This is a genomic window from Kangiella spongicola (assembly GCF_003194565.2).
Lineage (GTDB): Bacteria > Pseudomonadota > Gammaproteobacteria > Enterobacterales > Kangiellaceae > Kangiella > Kangiella spongicola.
On sequence record NZ_QICH01000002.1, the window covers coordinates 448,827 to 462,286 of the forward strand.

Here is a 13,460-nt window from a genome sequence, read left to right on the forward strand (position 1 = left end):
TCTTATTTGATAACAGTTGAAGGGTTAACCGAAGACCCGAAACGCGTCTGCATGCGCACATGAACATGATCTGTAATATTTTTACTATAACGGTTCGACAATGTTTTAGCTCTGCCGATAACGCTTACGCCGGCTTTAACAACTTGGTTTATAATATTCACACTTGGCTTTATGTACCATACCCAACAGCGGGTCCCGTCGCTTGCTTCAATTTCTACACCTTCGAGAACATTCGCGTCAATACCTGAAGCATAAGGCCAAGATATTCTTAATACACGGCCTGATATAGGCGCCACAACATTCTGCTCGGCCTGAGCGCTGTAGTCTACGCCATCATGAGTTCTGCGGCCTCTAGAGGCGCCGTACTCGCCACTGCCATAAGGATCCATACGTCGAATACCTTTGCCAGTTGGGTTGCTATAAATAGTTGGGCACAATCGTTTAATGGTGTTTTTATAGGGTGAGATAACACCATCCGGTTTACGCATAAAACGTGACTGAAAACCCTCTATAGCTCTAGCCGTATTATTGCCATAAAGCCCGTCTACGGTCAGTAATTTTTTTGAAGAGTTACGATGAGTAGTGTTTAGAAGTGTTTGTATGACTTTCACATCCGAAGCATGATTAGTTGCATTTTTACCCACTGCATGTCTTAGCATAAATATATCCCTTTAGTCCTTTGCTTTGACGAAAGGTCTATTATATAAACGCTAAAAAAATATTCTGGGATATACTTGAGAAATGAGAAGCAGTTCGTAATGAACTGCTTCTAAAAATAAAACGGCTTATTATTTAACCAATAATTACTTAACCACTTTCAGGTTAGGTCTTCCTTTAGGTGGTGTTGGTGGATCGTCATCAGGCCCATCACCATCGACGTCCCCCGAATTAGGAGCACTTCCATCCCCATACATATTTGGAGAGAACATGATTCCCTGGTCATTCTCGCGCGCGTAAATGGCAACGATTGAGTTCATAGGAATATAAATGTCGAGTGATTTACCTGAAAATCGAGCACTAAAGCTTAGAAAATCATGATTAAGCTCAAAATTTGCCACAGCTTCTGGCGCAATGTTTAAAACAATCTTGCCGTCGTTTGCAAACTGTTGTGGAACATTCACCTCATTGTGCGAGCAGTCCACAAGCACCTGAGGCGTCCAACCGTTATCTATCATCCACTCGTAATAAGCGATGAGTAGATAAGGTTGTAATGGCGAGGAACTCGCCATTATATGAGACCTAATTTCATTTCACGCTCTTCTTCAGTCAAGCTGACTTTGAAAGATTCGCGCTCAAAGATACGTTCCATATATTCGTGGATCGCTTTGCTACCGCGACCACTGATTTCAATTCCTAATTGCTCAGCACGCCATAAAAGCGGTGCGATGACACAATCTACTAGCGAAAACTCTTCGCTCATAAAGTAAGGGTTACTCGCGAATACTGGTGATAATGCCAATATACTTTCCTGTAACTCTTTACGAGCTTTCTTCGCTTTTGCTTCAGTACCATTAACGATAATTTCGTACTGGCTGTACCATTCTTTTTCGATACGATGCATCATCAAACGACTACGGCCACGGGTCACTGGATATACCGGCATAAGTGGCGGATGCGGGAAGCGCTCATCAAGGTATTCCATGACGATACTTGCTTCATACAGCACTAAGTCACGATCAATAAGCGTAGGAACCGAGCCATATGGATTTAAATCCATTAGGTCTTCCGGAACTTTATCAGCAGTTACTTCGACTACTTCATAATTAACACCTTTCTCGGCAAGGACGATACGCGCCTGATGGCTGTATACATCATTACCAGAATACAATGTCATTACCGAACGTTTGGCGACTACGGCCATGTTTTTTCTCCTAAACAGTAAGGGTCTCTAGGTTGAGAGACCCACAAAACCGACTTATTTCTTCTTGATGTCTTTCCAGAACTCTTTCTTCAAGAAGTAAGCTAACACCAATAAAATCAACAAGAATAATAGCGACCAAAGGCCAATTTCTTTACTCTTTAGTTTTACAGGGTTTGCGGTATACGCCATGAAAGCAACCAGATCACGAACCGCATGATCATACTCTTCTGGAGTCATGCTGCCTTCTTCTACAATTGTAAACATTTTGCCTTGACGTGAAATTTCGGCGATTTCTTGCTCCGCTTCATGAATTTCATTTTCAAGCTTAGCGATAGCTTCTTGCGCTTTTTCAACCGCTCCAGCCGACGCTTCTTTATCTTTCACTGTAGCTTTAAGCTCGTCGATACGGGCTTTACCACTTGAAATGATCTCTTCCACTGCCAGAAGCTCGTCGCTCTTCATTTGCAAACCTTGTAGGTCAGCGAGAATGTGTGGCATACCAACACCAGGGAAAACAGTGTTGTTCACATCGAACGGACGTGACTTGTCGATGTAGAAAGCTCTAAGGTAGTTATAAACCCAATCGTTACCGCGAACACGAGCAACCATAGACAGATCTAGTGGGTTTACACCAAACCACTTCTTAGCCAGGTCAGGATCCATGGATTTATCCATAGTATCGCCTAATTTGCCTTCACCAAGGATTAACAGCTGAGCTTCCTCTTCTGAAAGATCCAAATCCTGAGCAACTCGAGAGTAACGCACATACTCCATTGAGTGGCAGCCTTGGCAATAGTTAACGAAGAGCTTGGCACCGTTTTGCAACGACGCCTTATCACCATAGTTAACGTTAACCTTATCGTTTGGATAGGTTACTTCACCACCCGCAGCGAAAGCTGTTACGGGTAGCAGGAATAAAATAGCTGAAATTAACTTTTTCATTTGTCTGTTACCCTCTCTGGTACTGGCTTTGTTTTCTCGAACTTAGGTAAGAACCACAAAGCAATAAAGAAGAAGAAGTAGTAAGCCGTACAGATTCGACCCAATAATGCTTTTGCAGGAGTTACCGGAACCACGCCTAAGTAGCCTAAGATAACAAACGATACTACAAACAGCGCTAATAAAATTTTGAACGAGCGGCCACGATAGCGAATCGACTTCACTTTCTGGCGATCAAGCCAAGGAAGTAAGAACAAGATAACAATCGCTAATGCCATCACTAGGAAACCTAGGAATGGATGCGGTACCGCACGTAACATTGTATAGAATGGTGTGAAATACCAAACTGGGGCAATGTGTGGCGGAGTTTTTAATGGGTTCGCAGGCTCAAAGTTTGGCTTCTCTAAGAAGTAGCCGCCAAAGTCTGGAGCGAAGAATACAATGCTCAAGAAGATCATCAAGAAAACAACCACGCCCACAATATCTTTCACCGTGTAATACGGGTGGAAAGGAATACCGTCTAGTGGGATACCGTTTTCATCTTTCTTGTCTTTAATCTCGACACCGTCAGGGTTGTTAGAACCTACTTTGTGTAATGCCACAATGTGTAAGAAGACCATAGCCACTAGAGCTAAAGGTACTGCTACCACGTGTAACGCAAAGAAGCGGTTCAAACTCGCCAATGACAAGGTAAAGTCACCACGGATCCACTCAACCAAATCTGGGCCAACCACCGGGATAGTACCAAACAGGTTGATAATTACCTGCGCACCCCAGAACGACATCTGACCCCATGGTAATAGGTAGCCCATGAAAGCTTCAGCCATTAACAATACGAAAATGATCATACCGAAAATCCACACTAGCTCTCGTGGTTTCTTGTATGAACCGTAGAGAATACCGCGGAACATGTGCAAGTATACGACTACGAAGAAGGCAGAAGCACCGGTCGAGTGTAGATAACGGATAATCCAGCCCATGTCGACATCACGCATGATGTACTCAACCGAAGCGAATGGATCGCTAGGGCTATAGAACATGGTTAACCAGATACCGGTTAATAGTTGGTTAACTAGAACTAAGAGTGCTAATGAACCGAAGAAATACCAAAAGTTGAAGTTTTTTGGTGCGTAGTATTCAGCTAGATGCTCGTTCCAAACCTTTGTCGCAGGGAAGCGTGCGTCCAACCATGTCATAAAACTCTTAAACATTAGGCACCTCCATCTTCGCCCACAACGATAACTTTGTTCGTTGTGTCGAGTGTATAAGGTGGGATTTCTAAATTAGCGTTAGCTGGTACACCGGCGTAAACGCGGCCAGCTAAGTCAAACTTAGAACCGTGACATGGGCAGTAGAAACCACCAAGCCATTCATTTTCTAGCGAGCCTGGCTCCGCAAACAACTTCGGAGAGCAACCAAGGTGAGTACAGATACCCACAGCGACAAAAAACTCAGGATCGATTGAACGATACTCATTTTTGCAATATTCAGGCTGTTGATCGGCCTCAGAATTTGGATCGGCAACGATTTCTTCACTCTTAGAAATGCTGTTTAGCATTTTCTTATCACGGCGAATAATCCATACAGGCTTACCACGCCATTCAACAGTGATCTGTTGTCCGACTTCTAATTTGCTATATTCTTGCTCCACTGGCGCACCGGCTGACTGTGCTTTCGCACTCGGTGCCCAGGAACGTACAAAAGGTACAGCCGCACCAATCACACCAACCGCGCCTACTGCTGAAGTAGCCCCGATCAGGAGATTCCTGCGTCCTTTGTTAACGCCCTGATTACTCATTCGAATAGTCTCCCCACGAAGAAAACCCACCTGTCAAAGCAACAAATGGGATAAAATCATAATGATAAACAAGCTGCTCGCTACCGCGTAAATATAGCATACGGTACAAGTGGCAGATTACTGGTGGCATATCTTATAGGAAAAGCAACCCCATTACAAAGTGGTCTGACCACAAAGTGACATTGGAATATACTGATAACTGATCTGGATCAGATATGTGAGTAGCAGATACAAAAACACCCGCCGTAAGGCAGGTGTTTTGTAATCCGATAGTTCTGTAACTAAGGTTACGATTAACGCTTAGAGAACTGAGGACGTTTACGTGCTTTATGAAGACCAACTTTCTTACGCTCAACTGCACGTGCATCACGAGTAACATAACCCGCTTGACGTAGTGGCGTACGAAGTTCTTCGTCATATTCCATTAAGGCACGAGTGATACCGTGGCGGATTGCACCCGCTTGACCAGTACCGCCACCGCCAGAAACAGTAACGTAAACATCGAATTTTTCTAGAAGCTCTGTCAACTCTAGTGGTTGACGAACTACCATGCGTGAAGTCTCACGACCAAAGTATTGGTCTAAGCTCTTCTGGTTTACAGTAATTTCACCGCTACCAGGACGCAAGAATACGCGAGCTGTTGAGCTTTTACGACGACCTGTACCGTAATATTGTTCAGCCATAATTCTCTTCTACCTTAAATATCTAATTTAATAGGTTGCTGAGCGGCGTGATTATGCTCAGAGCCTGCGTAAACTTTCAATTTGCGGAACATATCACGACCCAGAGGGTTCTTAGGCAACATACCTTTAACCGCTTTTTCAATAATCATTTCAGGCTTCTCAGCTTGAAGTTTACTGAAGTTAGCCTCTTTGATACCACCAGGGTAACCAGTGTGACGGTAGTACATTTTCCCTTCCGCTTTGTTACCAGTAACAGTAACTTTCTCGGCATTGATAACAACGATGTAATCGCCAGTATCAACGTGAGGAGTATATTCAGCTTTATGCTTGCCTTTTAAACGGCGAGCAATTTCCGTCGCCAAGCGACCTAATGTTTTACCTTCTGCGTCAACGACATACCAGTCGCGTTTAACAGATTCAGGCTTTGCACTAAATGTTTTCATATTCGTTGAGCTCCAAAAAGCCATTTGCACCCGCATTTTTGGGCCGCTAGTGTCATAAGCGATTACGAGAGGCTTAATATAAAATAGCTCTCAGCGTCCCACAAAAAAGAGCGCAAATCATACAGAACCCGCCCCTATATTACAAGTGGCAGGCAAAGGATTTACCAAAATTATGTTTCGTCTTGGGCAAATTTATGAATTTTCAACCAAATCCTTTCAAAAAGACTTTATTTACGGGGCTGTAAACGCTATAAATAATACTGCGTTGGGAGAGTCAATTTTGCATTGCTCGCCAAGACAAGACGTTATTTTAACAGTCAAACAACCCAAGAGGCAAAGGAAAAATGGCAAATAATAAAACTCGCAAGATTACCGCAGTCAAAGAGAAGTTCACCAAGACCCAAATCTTAAACGAAATCGCAGCACAAACAGGCCTGACTAAAAAAGATGTAGGGGCGGTTATCGACGAGCTAGGAATTGTAATCGAGCGTCATATTAAGAAGCGCTCAGTTGGTGAATTTACACTGCCAGGCCTATTAAAAATCAGTACGGTAAAGAAACCAGCGGTCAAAGCACGTAAAGGCATTAACCCATTTACAGGTGAAGAAACGACATTTAAAGCTAAACCAGCTTCTACAGCAGTAAAAGTACGACCTCTTAAAAAGCTAAAGGATATGGCAAAGTAATTCCCGAATCCATATAAGCAAATAGATGATACAAGCCGGCTATATGCCGGTTTTATTATGTCTGTAATTTAGGCTTTGGCGTGTACGATGCTTTACGCTAAATGCTCTAAGCTCAAGTAATCAGTACTTTGCATTTCCTGTAAGCGACTTAAAGTTCGCTTAAATTCAAAAGCGAGCCCTTTCCCTACATATAACTCTTCCATCGGTACTTCGGCTGATAGTATTAGGTTCACATGGCGCTCGTAGAACTCATCAACCATCGCAATAAAGCGACGTGCTGCATCATTCAGCGAATCGTCCATTTGCGGCACTTGCCCGACAAATACGGTGTGGAAGCCACGCGAAATCTCGATATAGTCGGCAGCAGAACGCTCTGTTTTACAAATAGCGTCAAAAGTAAACCATACCAAGCTATCCGATAGTTTCACTGCATCAATCAGTCGCCCTTCTATTTTAAGCTTACAGTGGTCTTGGCCTTCTGTGGCTGACAGTTGCTTGAAATACTGCTGCATATTGTCGTTAGCAGCCTGATCCAGTGGGTAATGATAGATATTAGCTTGCTCTAGCGTACGCAAGCGATAGTCAATACCAGCGTCCACGTTTAGGATTTGGCAGTTTTCCTCGATCAATTTAATCGCTGGTAAGAATCGTTCACGCTGTAGACCATTCCAGTAAAGTCGCTCTGGTGGAATATTTGAAGTGGCCACTAAAACCACATGACGCTTAAACAGCTCTTCAAACAGGCCCCCTAAAATCATGGCATCGGTAATATCGGTGACGAAAAATTCGTCGAAGCAAATGATTTTAGCGCGATCAGCTAATTGATCTGCGATTTTAACCAGTGGGTTTTTCTCACCTGCAAGCGCTCTTAGTTCATTATGAACTTCATGCATAAAGCGGTGGAAATGGAGCCTTACTTTAGCTTTTATCGGTAGAGCGTTAAAAAAGGTGTCCATTAGGTAGGTTTTACCACGGCCAACACCGCCCCACATGTATAACCCTTTAACAGGCTGACTTTCGCCGGACAGCCAGCGAGTAATCTTCTGCATAAAACCGTCACGCGGGCGCGACTGCATCAAATCGTCATACACTTTTTGCAAAGCTTCAATCGCTTCTTCTTGCGCAGGATCTTTGGTAAAACCTTGTTCAAGGTCTTTATGATAGTGCTCTAACGGCGTCATTATTTATATAAGTTCCGGTAAGTTCGGTGAAAGAGCGGCTTCAAGCGATTCTCTCAGCTCTACTAAACGACCATGGAAGAAATGCCCAGCTCCAGCCATTTTTATGAGCTCAGGCTGTGGCTCGAGTTCATCAATCCAATTAAACACAGCATCGGGGTCCACCACTTCATCGGCATCACCCATTACCGTTAACCAAGGGCAGTCTGGGATAACGAACTCATCAAAGCTAAAGCGATTCACCGGTGGAGCAATAGAAATCAGCTGCTTAGCGTTTTGGGGTTTCGCTTGCAATGCCGCAATCCAAGAGCCGAAACTAAAACCGGCCAACCACAAAGGTCGATTCGGGTATTCTTGACGCGCCCACTCGATAACTTTAATCAAGTCATCCTGCTCACCGCGCCCTTCATCATACTCCCCTTCAGAAACACCAACGCCTCTGAAATTAAAGCGCACCGAAGGAATCCCTAAAGCCGCCAGAGTTCGCGACACCGTATAAATCACTTTATTAGTCATGGCACCGCCATGCACGGGATGAGGATGGCAACAAACTGCAATCGCATTACGTTCATCTGCCTCTGGAGCGTCTAGGGTCGCTTCAATGACACCAACGGCTCCATCAATAAGAAATTTATCTTTGCTCAAAATAGTCTATGGCTAAGGATTAGTAGCGCTATTTTCGCATGTTTTTCATTAGCATGGAACCAAGTCCAAATACTCATAATGATTCCTAAGAGTTAACCATAAAAAAGGGGCCCCGAAGGACCCCTAAGCTCTTCAAAAGAGCACCATGAAAGCGTTAATTACTTCTCATCTTCCATCTCAACTTCAGCATTAGTCTCCGCTTTAACGTCAGCCTTAATGCGTGCATCCATTTCTTCTTCAGAAATTTCCGCTTTACTTTTTGATTTCATTTTCGCTTTAGCTTTTGCTTCTTCAGCACGTTGCTTTGCTCGTTCAGCTCTTTCCTTAGCTTCTTCAGCGCGCTGCTTGGCAGCTTCACGCTGCTCTTTAGACTTTTCCATCGCTTGTTTGGTTGATTCTTGCACCTCTAACTTTTTCTCAACCTCGACTTGGCTTTTGACACCAACCGCGGCTGCGCTTGCTGAAAATGCTAGTGCGAAAATTGTTGTTAATGCTAGTTGTGTTTTCATCATCAACACCTATTTGTTAATTAAAGTGGACTTTCAGACTATTAAAAAAAAGCACCCACAGCCAGCGAATGACTCCAAATTTTGGCACCTTTTACACTTTTTAATAGAATTCGGCTTTTTCGTGATCAATCTCACAGCAAACACATTGAATTCGTAATTTTTTATTAAATAACAAACGGTTAGCTTGATTTTAAATCTTATCTTTCTCACCTAGAGGGTGTTTATGCTTTACACTTAGTGACTCGTTCCACTCTTGAGCAAAGTCTCGTTGCCACTTGGCATTAATGGCTGCCACCACCAACATGGTGATCAAAGCGCCAATGCTAGCGAGCGCCATATCTTTATGCGCATCCCAAACATCACCTTGCGTGCCTAAATAGGCTATCCCTAAATCACCACCAAAATACTCAGCCGCGCCCCACTCGATTAACTCAAAAAGCATCGAGCTCGACATGGTTAAATCAAGCGGTAAAAAGTAGCCCCAAAAACCTTTGACGTTAGCTACTCGAATGAAAACCTCACGAATAGGATAGGCAAACAGCAAACCATACAAAAAGTGCACTAATCGATCGAAGTGATTCCTTTCCCAGCCAAACCAACTATTGAGCTCAGAGCCAAACACTGCTTTAGTCCACTCGTTATAAGGCACATTGGCGTAGGTATAATGAGAGCCTATTTCATGCAGGCAGAGGAAAATAAAAATACAGCTGTATGAAATTTTGGATAGAGGAAAGAACTTGTAAGTCGAGACAAGCGCTACGATAAAGAGTATTGTCAGGACATTCTCAAGCGCCCAGTCCGCCCTATCGTGGGGGTTTATAGCGCATATAATAAAAACAATAGTAAAAAGAATTCCAAGTATCGTGAAAAAACGTGCGTTAGGCGTCATTATTCTACTCGTACTTTATCTTAGAATTTGTGTATCATAAGCGTAAAGTATCAACGCCTGCAATTAAGTGCTTTACTTTTTACAAGTCACTTTTTACATGCAGCATGCATTAACACCTTTACAAGGAAATTTTGAATGTCAGCCGTTCTTAGTATCATTCTTATTGTTTTAGCTGCCGTTGTTGCCTTTTTCGTGGGGCGCTGGCATGGCTTGTCGACTGGCTCAAAGGAACTTACCCAAGAGCTGGAATCAAAGGACAAAGAGCTTAATGAGCTTAAATCGGGGGTCAATGAACACTTTGATGAAACTGCACGACTTTTCTCTAACCTTACTGAAGAATATAAAACGCTCTATCAGCACCTAGCCACTGGCGCTAATAAATTATCCGACAAAGACTTTAAACTTAAATTATCCGCACCCGTTGGTGCTGCTGGCCTATCTTCCGATATTGGCGAGTCTTCGAGTGCCGTAGACGGCGCCAATGTGTTGGATTCTGAAGAGCATTTGACCACCGATAAAGTCGCCGCCGAAGACCCCACCACAAGCCACGAAGAAGAAAGCTTTATCCGTGACACTGATGATTCTACAGAGACAACGATAAAAGAAGAGAACTCACACTCCGATCCTGAGCAAGAAGTTGCAAAGGACAATAGCCAGTCTGTTGTAAAAGAGACGGCACAAGCAGACCTCGATATCGAAGTCTCGCCACCAAAAGACTGGGCTGAGGATGATATTGATGAAAACTATCATCCAAACGAACCCCATATCGCACAGTCTGAATTCGCCGATCTGGCAAGTGAAGAACCGGAAGCTCCGACAGCACCAGGCTATGAGCCCAAAGAAAGCGAGTCAGATAACAAAAAATAAGCACAGAAAAGCGTAAGGGTTTAACACCTCTATTGGCGGGATAGCGTCTCTTGTAGATTAAGAAATCGCCATCGATAGCGCTCTCACTTAAGGCATAGAATAAACAATGAAACTACTGCAATCTATAGGCTTCATCATTAAATACCTTTTAATAGGCTTGGGAATAGCAGCCCTATTTATCGTTTTCTTGCCTGAAAAGTTTTCCAAGCAACAAAACTCTAGCGAGCAGACTGAAAATCAACCACAACTCACGCAAAAAGCTAGTATAGAAGCACCTAGTGGTTTAAAAGCCAGTTATGCAGATATGTTAGCCGAGACTACGCCCTCCGTAGTCAGCATTAAAGTGCGCTCTAAAGTGTTTTCACTCGACAGTGGCGCTTGCGCAGAGCTCGAAGCTAGACCGCCAGATACCAACGCTTGCGCTGTGCTCTCCGACGGCTCGGGCGTTATAATTGATGGACAAGGCCATATCGTTACCAATGCGCACGTTTTGGACAAGGCCGCCACGGTTATTGTTGAATTAAAAAATGGTGCGCAACTAAAAGCTAATATTGTTGGTGGCGATATTGAATCGGACATTGCTTTATTGAAAGTAGATGCTGAAACACCACAATTCCTGCCACTTCCGGAAAACGATCAAAGCCGAGTGGGCGATCTGGTCTTCGCGATTGGCACCCCAAGCCTAGGCTTCCATCAAACCGTAACTCAAGGCATCATAAGCGCGAAATTCTTTACTCGCGTTGCGCACTATATCCAAACGGACGCGGCGCTACGCCCAGGTAATTCCGGTGGCGCTTTAGTTAATGCAAACGGCGAGCTTATTGGTATTACCTCACTCAGCACTTTAAGTAATCAAGGCGAAAAGCTCTATCAAAGCTACGCCGTATCGGCTAATAACGTTCGCCACATTGTTGAGCAAATAAAAAAACACGGCCAAGTCCATCGCGGCTGGCTTGGTTTAAGTGGTGACATGACCATAAACCTAAACTCCATTAGTTACGAGTTAGGACTCACTGCCGAGCAAAGACAAGAGTTGCAAAACCGCATTTACCAGTTACCTTTTGGTAAAGGCGTTGTGGTCACAGCAGTCGCCGCTCAAGGTCCAGCAGAGCAAGCTGGTTTAAAGCCCCTTGATATCATCACCGAAGTGAATAACAAACCGATTTATAACGCAGTAGACCTCACTTCAGCAATCTGGAACTTAGAACCAGGTGCAGAAGTCACGGTTAATTATATGCGTGACGGTACTGAGCATAGTCAAACCATCACACTGGGACAGAGAGGCCAGGCTTCTCAATGACTTAGTTAAAAGTGTCTAACTCGCTAAGTTTTCATTGACCATTAAAAAAGGCGCTTAACCTGAGGTTAGCGCCTTTAATTTATAACCGTTTTATAAGAGCAAAACTAGCCAACTCGTTTAATCGATGCACCGAGGTTTTGCAGCTTTTCTTCGATAGTTTCATAGCCGCGGTCAATATGGTAAATCCGATCAACTAAAGTCTCACCATCAGCGACTAAACCAGAAAGCACTAGGCTTGCAGAGGCTCGAAGGTCAGTTGCCATTACCTGTGCACCTGACAGTTTTTCGACACCACGACAAATCGCGGTATTACCTTCAATATCGATTTCAGCACCCATGCGCTGCATTTCTAGAACGTGCATAAAGCGGTTTTCGAAGATGGTTTCCGTGATAATCCCAGTACCTTCAGCCACCGAGTTCAAGGCACAAAACTGAGCCTGCATATCCGTTGGAAATGCAGGGTATGGAGCGGTTTTGATGTTGACGGCTTTTGGACGCTGGCCCTTCATGTCTAGCTCAATCCAGTCGTCGCCAGTTTTGATTTCAGCTCCAGCTTCTTCCAACTTCGCCAATACAGAGTCTAACAAGGTAGGATCCGTATTTTTACACAATACACGACCACGAGTAATCGCGGCGGCTACTAAATAAGTGCCAGTTTCGATGCGATCAGGCTGAACATTGTGTTGACCACCGTGTAGCCTCTCGACGCCTTCAATAGTGATTACTGACGTACCACCACCGCTAATCTTCGCGCCCATGGCATTGAGGAAATTCACCAAGTCTACAACTTCTGGCTCACGCGCTGCGTTTTCAATGGTTGTAACACCATCGGCTAAAGTCGCAGCCATGATTAAGTTTTCGGTTGCGCCAACGCTGATGGTGTCCATGAAGATCTTAGCGCCTTTTAAGCGACCATTAACTTTAGCTTTGACGTAGCCCGCTTCAACCTCAATTTCAGCGCCCATCTCACGCATACCTTCGATATGCAGGTTCACAGGACGTGCGCCGATGGCACAGCCGCCCGGCAAAGAAACCACCGCCTGACCATATCGTGCAATTAAAGGCCCAAGCACTAAAATTGACGCACGCATGGTTTTAACTAAGTCGTACGGCGCTTCGTGGCTATGGATATCCGAGGCATCAATATCGACGTTAAATTTATCGTCAATTGTCAGCTGCGCGCCAAGTCGTCCTAGCAACTCCAAGGTTGTCGTCACGTCATTCAAGTGTGGCAAGTTTCCGATGGAAGTCACACCATCAACCAATAAGCTGCCCATCAAGATTGGAAGCGCTGCATTTTTCGCGCCTGAAATTTTTACTGAACCATCTAGTGGACCAGCGTCTTTGATTAATAATTTATCCATCAGTAAACCTTAAATTATTGTGCTAGTCTTAGACAAAAAGCTTGGCTTTTTCCCACTCTTGCGGCGTATAAGCTTTAATAGTTAAAGCATGAATATCACCGCTGGCAATGTGTTCGTTCACTGCGGCGTAGACCATCTGTTGCTTTTTGACTGCACGCAGTCCTTCGAATTGCTCGCTCACCACGATGACCTGGAAGTGACTGCCATCGCCATCAACGCGTAGCTCAGTGGTATTGATTTCTTGCTCAATTAGTTTCTTAATATCTTCTATCATTGGACTTCTTAAAGTTGCTGATTG

General features: G+C 44.2%; 17 protein-coding genes. 3 read left to right on the plus strand and 14 right to left on the minus strand.

Going from position 1 to position 13,460, the window contains the following annotated elements:
- Nucleotides 1–2 precede the first annotated feature (2 nt).
- From DL796_RS07700 to rplM, 8 genes are all read right to left on the minus strand, one after another.
- Nucleotides 3–659 (minus strand): peptidoglycan-binding protein, encoded by a 657-nt coding sequence (locus tag DL796_RS07700; RefSeq protein WP_110201121.1) that lies wholly within the window; start codon nt 657–659, stop codon nt 3–5.
- Nucleotides 660–803: 144 nt separating this feature from the next.
- Nucleotides 804–1,229 (minus strand): ClpXP protease specificity-enhancing factor, encoded by a 426-nt coding sequence (locus tag DL796_RS07705; RefSeq protein WP_110201122.1) that lies wholly within the window; start codon nt 1,227–1,229, stop codon nt 804–806.
- Nucleotides 1,229–1,861 carry a stringent starvation protein SspA gene (gene sspA / locus DL796_RS07710; RefSeq protein ID WP_110201123.1) on the minus strand — a complete coding sequence of 211 codons (633 nt, stop codon included), beginning with the start codon at nt 1,859–1,861 and terminating at the stop codon, nt 1,229–1,231. The genes DL796_RS07705 and sspA overlap by 1 nt, the downstream gene beginning before the upstream one ends.
- A 54-nt stretch (nt 1,862–1,915) precedes the next feature.
- Nucleotides 1,916–2,803, minus strand: a complete 888-nt coding sequence (locus DL796_RS07715; protein WP_110201124.1) for a cytochrome c1 — start codon at nt 2,801–2,803, stop codon at nt 1,916–1,918.
- The gene (locus DL796_RS07720; RefSeq protein ID WP_110201125.1) at nt 2,800–4,011 is read right to left on the minus strand and encodes a cytochrome b; all 1,212 of its coding nucleotides are present in this window, start codon (nt 4,009–4,011) and stop codon (nt 2,800–2,802) included. The genes DL796_RS07715 and DL796_RS07720 overlap by 4 nt, the downstream gene beginning before the upstream one ends.
- Nucleotides 4,011–4,598 carry a ubiquinol-cytochrome c reductase iron-sulfur subunit gene (gene petA / locus DL796_RS07725; protein WP_110201126.1) on the minus strand — a complete coding sequence of 196 codons (588 nt, stop codon included), beginning with the start codon at nt 4,596–4,598 and terminating at the stop codon, nt 4,011–4,013. Before petA ends, DL796_RS07720 begins: the two co-directional genes overlap by 1 nt.
- Nucleotides 4,599–4,891: 293 nt before the next feature.
- Entirely contained in the window at nt 4,892–5,281 is a 390-nt protein-coding gene (gene rpsI, locus DL796_RS07730; RefSeq protein ID WP_110201127.1) for a 30S ribosomal protein S9, read from the minus strand.
- A 14-nt stretch (nt 5,282–5,295) separates the two neighbouring features.
- Nucleotides 5,296–5,724 carry a 50S ribosomal protein L13 gene (rplM, locus tag DL796_RS07735; RefSeq protein WP_110201128.1) on the minus strand — a complete coding sequence of 143 codons (429 nt, stop codon included), beginning with the start codon at nt 5,722–5,724 and terminating at the stop codon, nt 5,296–5,298.
- 344 nt (nt 5,725–6,068) lie between these two features.
- Here rplM and DL796_RS07740 point away from each other — a divergent pair, with 344 nt between their 5' ends.
- On the plus strand, nt 6,069–6,410 hold the full coding sequence (locus DL796_RS07740; RefSeq protein WP_110201130.1) for an HU family DNA-binding protein: 342 nt from the start codon (nt 6,069–6,071) through the stop codon (nt 6,408–6,410).
- A gap of 92 nt (nt 6,411–6,502) precedes the next feature.
- Here the strand turns inward: DL796_RS07740 and zapE are convergent, their stop codons facing one another.
- The 4 genes from zapE to DL796_RS07760 all read right to left on the minus strand — a co-directional run bounded on the left by zapE (nt 6,503) and on the right by DL796_RS07760 (nt 9,631).
- Nucleotides 6,503–7,591 (minus strand): cell division protein ZapE, encoded by a 1,089-nt coding sequence (gene zapE / locus DL796_RS07745; RefSeq protein WP_196597975.1) that lies wholly within the window; start codon nt 7,589–7,591, stop codon nt 6,503–6,505.
- Nucleotides 7,592–7,594: 3 nt separating this feature from the next.
- A complete protein-coding gene (locus DL796_RS07750) occupies nt 7,595–8,233 on the minus strand; it encodes an alpha/beta hydrolase (RefSeq protein WP_196597976.1) in 639 nt (212 codons plus the stop codon).
- Nucleotides 8,234–8,391: 158 nt separating this feature from the next.
- The gene (locus DL796_RS07755; protein WP_170114235.1) at nt 8,392–8,745 is read right to left on the minus strand and encodes a hypothetical protein; all 354 of its coding nucleotides are present in this window, start codon (nt 8,743–8,745) and stop codon (nt 8,392–8,394) included.
- Between the two features lie 187 nt (nt 8,746–8,932).
- On the minus strand, nt 8,933–9,631 hold the full coding sequence (locus tag DL796_RS07760; protein ID WP_110201132.1) for a DUF2238 domain-containing protein: 699 nt from the start codon (nt 9,629–9,631) through the stop codon (nt 8,933–8,935).
- Between the two features lie 135 nt (nt 9,632–9,766).
- Between DL796_RS07760 and DL796_RS07765 the strand changes: the two genes are divergently transcribed.
- Together DL796_RS07765 and DL796_RS07770 are read left to right on the plus strand one after the other, a co-directional pair.
- Nucleotides 9,767–10,498 (plus strand): ZapG family protein, encoded by a 732-nt coding sequence (locus DL796_RS07765; protein ID WP_110201133.1) that lies wholly within the window; start codon nt 9,767–9,769, stop codon nt 10,496–10,498.
- A gap of 106 nt (nt 10,499–10,604) precedes the next feature.
- Nucleotides 10,605–11,798, plus strand: coding sequence for a S1C family serine protease (locus tag DL796_RS07770; RefSeq protein ID WP_110201134.1), 1,194 nt, complete (start codon nt 10,605–10,607; stop codon nt 11,796–11,798).
- Between the two features lie 104 nt (nt 11,799–11,902).
- On the opposite strand, the gene murA is transcribed toward DL796_RS07770, so the two are convergent.
- Nucleotides 11,903–13,162, minus strand: coding sequence for a UDP-N-acetylglucosamine 1-carboxyvinyltransferase (gene murA / locus DL796_RS07775; protein WP_110201135.1), 1,260 nt, complete (start codon nt 13,160–13,162; stop codon nt 11,903–11,905).
- Between the two features lie 28 nt (nt 13,163–13,190).
- The gene (locus DL796_RS07780) at nt 13,191–13,436 is read right to left on the minus strand and encodes a BolA family protein (RefSeq protein ID WP_110201136.1); all 246 of its coding nucleotides are present in this window, start codon (nt 13,434–13,436) and stop codon (nt 13,191–13,193) included.
- Nucleotides 13,437–13,460: the final 24 nt, after the last annotated feature.

Excerpts from the sequence above, each read along its gene's own strand:
- DL796_RS07700 (WP_110201121.1), bottom strand. The coding sequence starts at position 659 with ATGCTAAGACATGCAGTGGGTAAAAATGCAACTAATCATGCTTCGGAT.
- DL796_RS07705 (WP_110201122.1), bottom strand. The coding sequence starts at position 1,229 with ATGGCGAGTTCCTCGCCATTACAACCTTATCTACTCATCGCTTATTAC.
- sspA (WP_110201123.1), bottom strand. The coding sequence starts at position 1,861 with ATGGCCGTAGTCGCCAAACGTTCGGTAATGACATTGTATTCTGGTAAT.
- DL796_RS07715 (WP_110201124.1), bottom strand. The coding sequence starts at position 2,803 with ATGAAAAAGTTAATTTCAGCTATTTTATTCCTGCTACCCGTAACAGCT.
- DL796_RS07720 (WP_110201125.1), bottom strand. The coding sequence starts at position 4,011 with ATGTTTAAGAGTTTTATGACATGGTTGGACGCACGCTTCCCTGCGACA.
- petA (WP_110201126.1), bottom strand. The coding sequence starts at position 4,598 with ATGAGTAATCAGGGCGTTAACAAAGGACGCAGGAATCTCCTGATCGGG.
- rpsI (WP_110201127.1), bottom strand. The coding sequence starts at position 5,281 with ATGGCTGAACAATATTACGGTACAGGTCGTCGTAAAAGCTCAACAGCT.
- rplM (WP_110201128.1), bottom strand. The coding sequence starts at position 5,724 with ATGAAAACATTTAGTGCAAAGCCTGAATCTGTTAAACGCGACTGGTAT.
- DL796_RS07740 (WP_110201130.1), top strand. The coding sequence starts at position 6,069 with ATGGCAAATAATAAAACTCGCAAGATTACCGCAGTCAAAGAGAAGTTC.
- zapE (WP_196597975.1), bottom strand. The coding sequence starts at position 7,591 with ATGACGCCGTTAGAGCACTATCATAAAGACCTTGAACAAGGTTTTACC.
- DL796_RS07755 (WP_170114235.1), bottom strand. The coding sequence starts at position 8,745 with ATGATGAAAACACAACTAGCATTAACAACAATTTTCGCACTAGCATTT.
- DL796_RS07760 (WP_110201132.1), bottom strand. The coding sequence starts at position 9,631 with ATGACGCCTAACGCACGTTTTTTCACGATACTTGGAATTCTTTTTACT.
- DL796_RS07765 (WP_110201133.1), top strand. The coding sequence starts at position 9,767 with ATGTCAGCCGTTCTTAGTATCATTCTTATTGTTTTAGCTGCCGTTGTT.
- DL796_RS07770 (WP_110201134.1), top strand. The coding sequence starts at position 10,605 with ATGAAACTACTGCAATCTATAGGCTTCATCATTAAATACCTTTTAATA.
- murA (WP_110201135.1), bottom strand. The coding sequence starts at position 13,162 with ATGGATAAATTATTAATCAAAGACGCTGGTCCACTAGATGGTTCAGTA.
- DL796_RS07780 (WP_110201136.1), bottom strand. The coding sequence starts at position 13,436 with ATGATAGAAGATATTAAGAAACTAATTGAGCAAGAAATCAATACCACT.